Origin of the sequence: Mycobacterium sp. E3198 (assembly GCF_001667015.1) — a bacterium.
In the GTDB taxonomy this organism is placed as follows: Bacteria; Actinomycetota; Actinomycetes; order Mycobacteriales; family Mycobacteriaceae; genus Mycobacterium.
Genome location: NZ_LZIS01000197.1, coordinates 1 through 10,476, shown reverse-complemented (window position 1 = coordinate 10,476; position 10,476 = coordinate 1). Strand labels below are relative to the sequence as shown.

At 61.4% G+C, this 10,476-nt stretch carries 3 protein-coding genes; 1 reads left to right on the top strand and 2 read right to left on the bottom strand.

What is annotated here, in order from left to right; all coding sequences use genetic code 11:
- Window positions 1–3,928 (bottom strand): glycosyltransferase (locus A5673_RS21600; protein WP_156748463.1); only part of this gene is annotated, 3,928 nt, incomplete at its 3' end.
- 426 nt (window positions 3,929–4,354) lie between these two features.
- Entirely contained in the window at window positions 4,355–5,362 is a 1,008-nt protein-coding gene (locus A5673_RS21595; RefSeq protein ID WP_068237251.1) for a PE family protein, read from the bottom strand.
- Between the two features lie 640 nt (window positions 5,363–6,002).
- On the opposite strand from A5673_RS21595, the gene A5673_RS21590 reads away from it, so the two are divergent.
- A partial coding sequence (locus A5673_RS21590; protein ID WP_068237249.1) for a glycosyltransferase occupies window positions 6,003–10,476 on the top strand: 4,474 nt, incomplete at its 3' end.

Below are 10,476 nucleotides of genomic sequence, written 5' to 3'. Positions count from 1 at the left end.
GTGCGGTGTCTGAGCCGCGGGTGAGCGATTCGTGGTGATAGAGTTCGGCGTTGGGGGTCCACACGTTGCGGTAGCCTTTCTGCGAAAGACGCAGGCACAAGTCCACATCGTTGAAAGCAACCGCGAGAGACTCGTCGAAGCCGCAGACGTCGTCGAAGCGGTCTCGCTTTATAGCCATGCAGGCCGCAGTGACCGCCGATAATTCCTGAACCAGCTGGGCACGGCATTTGTCGCCGGGGTTTCCGCGGGCCATGCGGTGGTAGGCGTGGCCCGCTACGCCTTGACCCGCCACGGGTCCAAGTCCGAGAATAATGCCGGCGTGTTGAATATGATTATCCGGGTAGTAGAGCATCGCGCCTACAGCTCCTACACCTGGCTGAATTGCCAGTGATACGAGCTCCGTGAGCCACCCTGCCGTAATGATTTCGGTATCATCATTCAGAAACAGCAGAATGTCACGAGCGCTTTGCTTCGCTGCGGTGTTGTTCAGGCGCGAAAAGTTGAATGGTTCGTCGAAGACGATAACTCGTTGGTGCTGGCGCCGGCCCTCCCGTTCGAGCAGGTCGATTGTGTTTTGCTCGTCCGATTGATTGTTCACGATAACGATCTCATAGTTGCTGTAGTCGGTACGTTCCCGGATGCTGTTTAGGCAACGCCGCAGGACCTCACCGCCATTCCGGGTCGGGATGATGATCGACACCGATGGTTCCGGCTCCCGAAGCTGGTAGGAAACGCGCCAGTTGCCGGGACGGTCCGGGATCGGCGTGACGCAAGCCTCGACGCCCTGACGTTTGAAGTGGGCGTCGATGGATTTTTTAGACGCAGCGATCGCGTAGTCTTTCGCGCTTGACGCGCGGGCGGTTGAACCCTCAATGGCGCGCCAGTGGTAGAGAACACGAGGAATATGGACTATTTGGTCACGTGCCACGCGTTCGATGCAGCGAAAAGCTAGATCATAATCCTGACTACCTTCATAGCCTTCGCGAAAGCCACCGACGTCGCGCACCAATGCGAGTTGATAAACGCCGAAGTGGCTGAACATATTTTGACCGCAAAACAGGACGGGGTTCCAGTCCGGCTTAAAATACGGATCGAAGCGCTTTCCAGTCTCGTCGATCTTGTCTTCATCGGAGTAAATGAGTCGCACCTCGGGATGTTTAACTATAGTCTGGGCGACGTGAAACAGTGCGTGCTCGGGCAGTACGTCGTCATGATCCAGCAGGGCTACATAGTCACCGCTCGCTAGTTCGAGTGCATCGTTGGATGCAGCCGATATATGACCGTTTTTCTTGCGCAAGACAACCTTGATCCGATTATCTTTAGCGGCGTACTCTTGCAAGACTCTCCGCACGTGTGGTTTTGTCGAGGCGTCGTCGGCAATGCAGAGCTCCCAGACGCCATAGAGTTGGCTGCGGACGCTGTCCAGGCACGCGCGCAGCCATCGCTCGGGCGTGTTGTACACCGGTAAAATGATGGAGATCAGCGGCCGTCCTTCCAGTGCGAAAATATCGGCCCTGATCTGCGCACGCAAACTGTCGCCCAAAGTGTCGTAAGCCTTGATCCACTCGGAATAGCCCGTTCCCTCATGCGTGTTGCAATACAGATTCTTGAGCGCACCCCTCGGGCCGCGGTGCAGCGCCACGGAGACCGCGTGAACCATTCGCAGCCATGTTTCGTCCCGGGCCTCCTGCGAACTAATGCGGCGAATACGCAGGCTGCCTAACAGGAATTCGCTAACCTCAGAGCTGTCGCTGGGGTCTAGGCGCAATGCGTATATGGGACGTTCGACCTTGATGAGCAGCCGATGATGGGTGGTGTTGTCGGCAAGCATAAGGAGGTCGCTGTCTTGCTCTCGAAAGCCATCACCATGATCGCGGTACAGCTTTGGATGACTTAATCGGCCTGCGGTCGGCCGGAGCGCCACGCTCAGCACATACCAGCCGGGATCTATGCGAGCAGAGCCCGGCGGCAGATGCAATTGGAAACTAGGGTCGATTCCGGTGGTCGACCAAATCTGGACATCGTGAAACGGCATCTGGACAACCGGTTTCACGTCAAGAATCGGTGTCGCCGACAGGGGTATACCGGACAATCCGTGGTTCAGACGTCGCGCGACCGTACTCAGGGACGCCGTGCGTACGATCTCGGGGGCCATTTCTGTCTGTGCTGGAATCAGTCGGTCCGGCTGCCCGAGTTTGGAGAGCGGTTGGATGCAGAGCACCTCGTCGAGACTGGCACTGCGTTGCTTGGTGCCGTGCGGGCCGGTGGCCGGGTTAAGGCGGGTGGTGTCGAACATTGCTGGTCCGTGGGCCAAGGTTTCGGTGAAGGTGTAGCGGCCGGCGTCGGGTGTTCGGTGCGCTAGATCCTCGATTGCGGTGGTGCCGGTGAGGGTGGTGGCGTCGGCGAAGTTGATGCCGACCTGGAATACCTGTGGTTGGGCTCGCAGTACCGCGGTAAGGCGGCCGATGAGATTTTCGGGGGCGAAGAACTGCCAACCTTGACCTAGGTGTAGCCAGTACCGTGCGTCGATCTGGGTATGAAGCTCTGCTAGTTCGCTTCCTGGTCTGCTGGTGAACCTGCGACGGATGAACTCGAGGAATCCGTAGCGTTTCCGCAGCTTGGCGCGGTCAGGGGCGGACAGGCCGGTATCGAGCACCAGGAAGCGCCCGACCCGTGACACATCGAGGCAGCAGGCCAGGAACGAGTTCAGTGTTTGCTCGGTGGTCTCGCGGTCCGGTCCGGCGACCAGGCTCACAACAACCTTGGCGCCCGGGCCGGCGACGAGACGCTGCACCAGCGCGTCGGGATACGATGCCGCCGCCTCGAGCATGACCGGTACGCCGACGTCGCGGTTGACCGCGATCCGTTGCCGATCACCGTCGGGGATGTCGGAGCGGGCCAGCAGGCGCCGGCACAGCATGAAGGCCTCCGCATGCTTGCCGAGCTGGGAGGCGCACACCGCCTGCTCATCGAGCGCGCGCCACGCATAGATGTCCGCGCGGATAAACAAGAGATCCGTTTCGGGAAAGGGGATTTGGGCGGCGCGCTGGGCAAATAAGTGACCGGGCAGGTAGCGCTGCTCTTCGCGGTACCGCCGAGCGATGGCGTGCAGCGCCTCAGCGCGGGTCGGCCGAAACTCCCACGCCTGGAGGTAGACGTCCTGGACAACCTGCCACGGCCATTCGAGTCCCACCATCGACTCCGCGAGCCGGAGCATCGAGTAATAGACCTCCTCGTCCGAGCCACCCATCTCGACCCGCCGCTCATACCATTTACGAGCGTTAGCGAAATCACCGAGATCGAAGTAACTCTGGGCCAGATAGAACACCGACCGCGCATCCTCGGGGTTGCGTTCGACCTCGGCCAGCAACAGGTCGCGGTCATGCGCATACGTCTGCGTATCCTGACTGCGGGCACCGAGGCGACGAGATTCGACGTAGTAGTCACCCTCCAGGCGCCCAACGACGCAGCCAGGCTCCCATACGGCCGTCTCGTGGACGACGCCTGCATAGCGCACGCGCACCCCGTCGCGGAACAACTGCGGGCGCCAGTAGGTGAAGGAGGCATCTCCGAGGCGCATGCGGTAGATGTCGGCGCTTAGTTGGGTGAAGTCGGGTGTGCCCACGACGATGTCGTCGGCGTCGATGACCCAGATGTAGTCGCCGTGGCCTTGCGCGAGGTTCAGTGCCTCGGTGCGGTTGTGGCCGAAATCGCGCCATGGTCGTTCGCAAAGCTCACCCGGAATGCCCAGGCGGGCCGTGTGTTTGCGGATCACGGCCGGAGTCCCGTCGGTGGAGCCGGTGTCGACGATTACCCACGAGCTGATGTAGGGCGCGACCGAATCAAGCGTCTCCGCGACGACATCGGCCCCGTTTTTCACGATCATGTTCAGGCAGATCGCGGCGCGCGCTGTCACTGGCTTGGACACCGCTCAAAGTTTACATAGCAATCGCCCGTCGCGGATCGGGTTGCACGCGAAATAGCGGCGGCTGTGGATCATTGGTGACGTCAGCACCGCCTGCCGCCGTCAGGCTACCCTGGACTTTGCGCGCAACTCCGCGTCACGCGCTGCTGATTTTGCGAAAGTGCCTGTCTTGCAAGGGGTGATGAGACTGCTTAATGTCCACCAGTTCGAGCGGAAGGGCGATTTCCAGGTGAAGAGCGGCGCAGCGGTTTGTCGAGTCAAAGGGTCGGCGATATGCAGCACCGGCGCCGATGCTCGCAGTTCTCGCTTGTGTTCCAGTAATTTTCGCTCCAGCCGCCACGCAGCCGCGGCAACGCGTTGGTTCGAGCGGCCCGGTGTAGTTGGGGTTGTCGGTCAGCCACTCAAGCCACAGCCGCACCAGGTAAATAGCTACCCGGTCGCGCCGTAAGCACCCTGACCACCCTGCGCGCCCTGAGCACCCTGGGCACCCAAGACGCCGCCGGGGCCTCCGGCACCGCCCGGACCGCCGTTGCCGGGGGTGCCGCCGAGCCCGCCGGAACCGGGCAGGGCCGCGCCACCGTTGCCGCCCTGCCCGCCGTTGCCGCCGTCACCGCCAGCGCCCATGAACAACCCGCCGGCGCCACCGGCGCCACCGGCACCGCCGTCACTACCGGGACCACCATTCGGATCAGCGACAGTACCTGCAAGGCCCGTCGCACCCGCCCCGCCGGGACCACCAGGACCACCATGGCCCATGAAGAATCCGCCGGCGCCACCGGCACCACCGGCACCGCCCATCACGCCTGGGATATTGGATGATCCGCCGGCGCCGCCGGCACCACCGAAGCCGTACAACCAGCCACCGCGGCCGCCGGCACCACCGGCGCCGCCGGGACCGCCGAGGCCGCCGGCCCCGCCGTTACCGATCAACCCCGCCGCGCCACCAGCACCGCCGGCATTGCCCGCCCCCGTGCTGTTACCACCGGCACCGCCGTTGCCCCACAACCATCCGCCGGCACCGCCGGCCGTGCCTTGCACGCCAGAGGTTCCGTTCGCGCCGTTACCGATCAACGGACGCCCGGTCGCCGCCGCGATTGTCCCATTGATCGCAGCAGCCGGTGAGCGCATCGCAGCTTCGACCATTTGCGCCGCGTTGGCAGCCTCAGTACCCGAATATGCAGCCCCGGCGGCGGCCATGGTGCGGGTGAACTGGTCATGGAACGCCGCTGCTTTCGCGGCCAGCGCCTGATACTCGTCCCCAACTTGGCCGAACACCGATGCGACGGCCGCCGACACCTCGTCGGCCGCCGGGCCCATCACCCCGGTCGTCGGAACAGCCGCCGCCGCACTGGCGCTGGCCAAGTTCTCGCCGATGCTGTCGAGGTTCGCAGTCAGCCACTGGACGACGGCGGGGTCAATGTAAAAGGGAGAGCTCATGACATTCCACCCTCATGTTCATCGCCAGCCCTGCTGAAGGGCATACTGCGAGACTGCATTCGAGTAACCGTCGAAACGGTAGCGCAAGCCGATCCCTCATTGAAATAGTTTCGATAACACTGGAAACGGTCGAATTTATAGACTGGAACCGGTCGCAAAATGAACTGGACTCGGTCGGAATTATTAACTGGATTGGATCGGAATTATGAATTGGATTGAGTCGGCTTTATAAACTGGACTCGGTCGAGTTTGACTCGTAGGCGGCCCGGTACGCCGTCGGCGTCCTCCGCGACCGGCCCGTCGGCGTCGTGAACGATCTCGTCGCCGAACTCGACGAATGACTCAACGTGAAGCCGCCGGCGCAGGTCGCAGCAGCGTCGGATCGCGGATGACCTTCATCATCGGAAGACCGCGACCCCCTATCCGGGCAACGATGCGTCGACCTCCTCTACACACCGTCAATTACGAAGGGCCATATTGCGGCGGCATTCCACCCGCCGAACTTGCGGCCGCCTACTACGCTCAGCATCGGAGACCAGCCCCCAGTTGAGCTCTCACATCAGGAAGTCTCTGGGCTCACTGGGACGGTTCAACCGTCCACCAGATCAAACTGCAGACAGACCACTAGGGGACTCCCGGAATGGACGAACTGCCGCGCCGCGAACTGTTCGACGAGGAGCTATACCTTCGCACGTTTCCCGATATCGCTCTCGCCGTGCGCGATGGCGCATTCTCGTCGGGCTATGAGCATTGGGCACGGCATGGCCGGTTCGAGCTCGCGTCCAGCCAGCGCGTGGCCGGATCAACATTCCTGCTCGCTGCGGTCGGCAACGGTATCGAGGGCTCTTGGGCCCGTGACGACCTGGCCAGCGACGACCCGTTGGGCAATCTGACCGTCGGCGGTACCTCGCTGGTGCTCGCGGAGACGAACTCCGCGCAGAAGCAGCATGCAGGGTGTAAACCCGGCAAGCGACAAAGGCGAGGTAGCCAGTCGGGTAACGCCGAGGCGGGACACCTCGTAGGCGACGAGCTTCGAGTTAAGCCGAGGCCGACCCACCGTGACGCAGAGCTGACCCGGAATTTCCGGAATCTAATGAACGCCGGGGACATCGCGGGGGCAGCCGCAGTGATCGCCGATGCTGTTGATGCTGCAGGTCCGTCCGACACGGCGGTCCTGCTCCTCGCCTTCGGGATATTCCGCCGCGCCCACTTTCCACCCGGCCGGCTCATCATCAAGGCCCTTCAGGCCAGACTCACCGATGCGCAGTACCGGTCTCTCGTTACCACCTGGACCGACTACTGCCGTGCTGGATTGTCTGAGGAGGAGGTGGAAAGCTTCCTCACCGCGGCCACGACCGATCGCGGGATCCTGGACCGCACGCCGGGCGGCCGGTCGACCGCCCTCAACGACAGGCTTTTCCCGTTCGTATTGGCGACAATGATCGGCAGCATCAGGCTGCGGGCGACGCTGCAGATTCGTGTTTTCCACCACCTCCAGAAGGCGATCATCCACGAGCCTGACGACACCGTACGCTCCCGCATCTGGCCGATCCTGCAGCCCGCCCTCGACGACTACCTGAAGATAGTCTCGGCCCGCAGAATGCTGGGCGACTCTTCGGATTTGGCTTCGCTGGCCACTGAGATCGCGACATCGCTATTCCGTGAATTCCACGAGCAGAACACCCCTGCACGGATGCATGTGGTCAGGCACAAGTCAGAGCAGGAACGCGATCGGTTGCTAGCCCAGGTCCAACGCGATCCCGAGGATGCACGATCGGCCTTGTTCCTCGCCGAAACCTATTTCCAGATGGGCGATTTCGCCGACGCGCGCAACTGGTGTACGCGACGAATCGAAATGGGCGGCGATGACGAGGAGGTCTACTGGGCACTGTTGCGGTTGGCGGCCTCGATGGCGGAACTCGACGAACCGTGGCCAGACGTTGAAGACGTCTACCTACGCGCCTGGATTTCCCGCCCCACCCGCGCCGAAGCCCTTCACGCCATCGCCGTTCGATACCGCCTCGACCAACGCTACCGACTTGGTTACCTGCTTGCCCAGCAGGCGGCCGAGATCCCATTCCCCGGAGAGGATCTCTTCGTCTTGGGATACTTTGCCGAGATTTACGCTTGGCGCGCGCTCGATGAGCAGGCGGTGTGCGCAGCCTGGATCGGTAAGCACGCCGAGGCGTTCGCGCTGTGCCGACGCCTAGTCGCGCGTCCCGACATCCCCGACTGCGACCGGCAACGCATCGCGACTAACCGCGACTTCTCAGTACCGGCCATGCTCGAGGCGGCCTCACCGTATCCCGAAGCAGTGGTGCAGTCCCTGATCGCTAAACCCGGCGATGCCCAGATCACCGTCACCCTCATCGCCGGACCGGACCGCCAAACCACCGAGCAAACACTGAACTCGTTCCTGGCCTGCTGCCTCGATGTGTCACGGGTCGGGCGCTTCCTGGTGCTCGATACCGGCCTGTCCGCCCCTGACCGCGCCAAGCTGCGGAAACGCTACGGATTCCTCGAGTTCATCCGTCGCAGGTTCACCAGCAGACCAGGAAGCGAACTAGCAGAGCTTCATACCCAGATCGACGCACGGTACTGGCTACACCTAGGTCAAGGTTGGCAGTTCTTCGCCCCCGAAAATCTCATCGGCCGCCTTACCGCGGTACTGCGAGCCCAACCACAGGTATTCCAGGTCGGCATCAACTTCGCCGACGCCACCACCCTCACCGGCACCACCGCAATCGAGGATCTAGCGCACCGAACACCCGACGCCGGCCGCTACACCTTCACCGAAACCTTGGCCCACGGACCAGCAATGTTCGACACCACCCGCCTTAACCCGGCCACCGGCCCGCACGGCACCAAGCAACGCAGTGCCAGTCTCGACGAGGTGCTCTGCATCCAACCGCTCTCCAAACTCGGGCAGCCGGACCGACTGATTCCAGCACAGACAGAAATGGCCCCCGAGATCGTACGCACGGCGTCCCTGAGTACGGTCGCGCGACGTCTGAACCACGGATTGTCCGGTATACCCCTGTCGGCGACACCGATTCTTGACGTGAAACCGGTTGTCCAGATGCCGTTTCACGATGTCCAGATTTGGTCGACCACCGGAATCGACCCTAGTTTCCAATTGCATCTGCCGCCGGGCTCTGCTCGCATAGATCCCGGCTGGTATGTGCTGAGCGTGGCGCTCCGGCCGACCGCAGGCCGATTAAGTCATCCAAAGCTGTACCGCGATCATGGTGATGGCTTTCGAGAGCAAGACAGCGACCTCCTTATGCTTGCCGACAACACCACCCATCATCGGCTGCTCATCAAGGTCGAACGTCCCATATACGCATTGCGCCTAGACCCCAGCGACAGCTCTGAGGTTAGCGAATTCCTGTTAGGCAGCCTGCGTATTCGCCGCATTAGTTCGCAGGAGGCCCGGGACGAAACATGGCTGCGAATGGTTCACGCGGTCTCCGTGGCGCTGCACCGCGGCCCGAGGGGTGCGCTCAAGAATCTGTATTGCAACACGCATGAGGGAACGGGCTATTCCGAGTGGATCAAGGCTTACGACACTTTGGGCGACAGTTTGCGTGCGCAGATCAGGGCCGATATTTTCGCACTGGAAGGACGGCCGCTGATCTCCATCATTTTACCGGTGTACAACACGCCCGAGCGATGGCTGCGCGCGTGCCTGGACAGCGTCCGCAGCCAACTCTATGGCGTCTGGGAGCTCTGCATTGCCGACGACGCCTCGACAAAACCACACGTGCGGAGAGTCTTGCAAGAGTACGCCGCTAAAGATAATCGGATCAAGGTTGTCTTGCGCAAGAAAAACGGTCATATATCGGCTGCATCCAACGATGCACTCGAACTAGCGAGCGGTGACTATGTAGCCCTGCTGGATCATGACGACGTACTGCCCGAGCACGCACTGTTTCACGTCGCCCAGACTATAGTTAAACATCCCGAGGTGCGACTCATTTACTCCGATGAAGACAAGATCGACGAGACTGGAAAGCGCTTCGATCCGTATTTTAAGCCGGACTGGAACCCCGTCCTGTTTTGCGGTCAAAATATGTTCAGCCACTTCGGCGTTTATCAACTCGCATTGGTGCGCGACGTCGGTGGCTTTCGCGAAGGCTATGAAGGTAGTCAGGATTATGATCTAGCTTTTCGCTGCATCGAACGCGTGGCACGTGACCAAATAGTCCATATTCCTCGTGTTCTCTACCACTGGCGCGCCATTGAGGGTTCAACCGCCCGCGCGTCAAGCGCGAAAGACTACGCGATCGCTGCGTCTAAAAAATCCATCGACGCCCACTTCAAACGTCAGGGCGTCGAGGCTTGCGTCACGCCGATCCCGGACCGTCCCGGCAACTGGCGCGTTTCCTACCAGCTTCGGGAGCCGGAACCATCGGTGTCGATCATCATCCCGACCCGGAATGGCGGTGAGGTCCTGCGGCGTTGCCTAAACAGCATCCGGGAACGTACCGACTACAGCAACTATGAGATCGTTATCGTGAACAATCAATCGGACGAGCAAAACACAATCGACCTGCTCGAACGGGAGGGCCGGCGCCAGCACCAACGAGTTATCGTCTTCGACGAACCATTCAACTTTTCGCGCCTGAACAACACCGCAGCGAAGCAAAGCGCTCGTGACATTCTGCTGTTTCTGAATGATGATACCGAAATCATTACGGCAGGGTGGCTCACGGAGCTCGTATCACTGGCAATTCAGCCAGGTGTAGGAGCTGTAGGCGCGATGCTCTACTACCCGGATAATCATATTCAACACGCCGGCATTATTCTCGGACTTGGACCCGTGGCGGGTCAAGGCGTAGCGGGCCACGCCTACCACCGCATGGCCCGCGGAAACCCCGGCGACAAATGCCGTGCCCAGCTGGTTCAGGAATTATCGGCGGTCACTGCGGCCTGCATGGCTATAAAGCGAGACCGCTTCGACGACGTCTGCGGCTTCGACGAGTCTCTCGCGGTTGCTTTCAACGATGTGGACTTGTGCCTGCGTCTTTCGCAGAAAGGCTACCGCAACGTGTGGACCCCCAACGCCGAACTCTATCACCACGAATCGCTCACCCGCGGCTCAGACACCGCAC